Genomic DNA, 291 nt, shown 5'->3' with positions numbered 1-291 from the left:
GCTTCAGCAGCTGATACTTCTACTTGCTCTGCTACTGGCGCGTCAACAACCGGTGCTTCAGCTTCAGCAACCACCTCTTGTGGCTCTTCGTCTGATGTTTTTGCTGTGGCATTTAGCTCAGCTTCAAACTCGGCTGCTGCCTGATCTGCGACTGGCACAAACGCTGGTGTTGCATCCTTATTGTCGTTGCGTTTACGCTTTTGGCCTGCTGCTCTTAGGTGGCGCGGCGAACGACGTGAACGAGTACGAGGTTGCTCTCGTTGCTCTTTGTCCTCTTCGCTTGCCTCTTCA

At 53.3% G+C, this 291-nt stretch carries 1 protein-coding gene; it reads right to left on the bottom strand.

What is annotated here, in order from left to right; all coding sequences use genetic code 11:
- Positions 1-291: hypothetical protein (locus CWC16_RS20330; RefSeq protein ID WP_249929321.1), on the bottom strand; the 291-nt coding region annotated here is incomplete at both ends.

The sequence above is a fragment of the Pseudoalteromonas sp. S3776 genome, assembly GCF_005886915.1.
Classification (GTDB): Bacteria; Pseudomonadota; Gammaproteobacteria; order Enterobacterales; family Alteromonadaceae; genus Pseudoalteromonas.
Note: the sequence above shows the minus strand (reverse complement) of the source record. Positions and strands in the feature narration are given on the sequence as shown.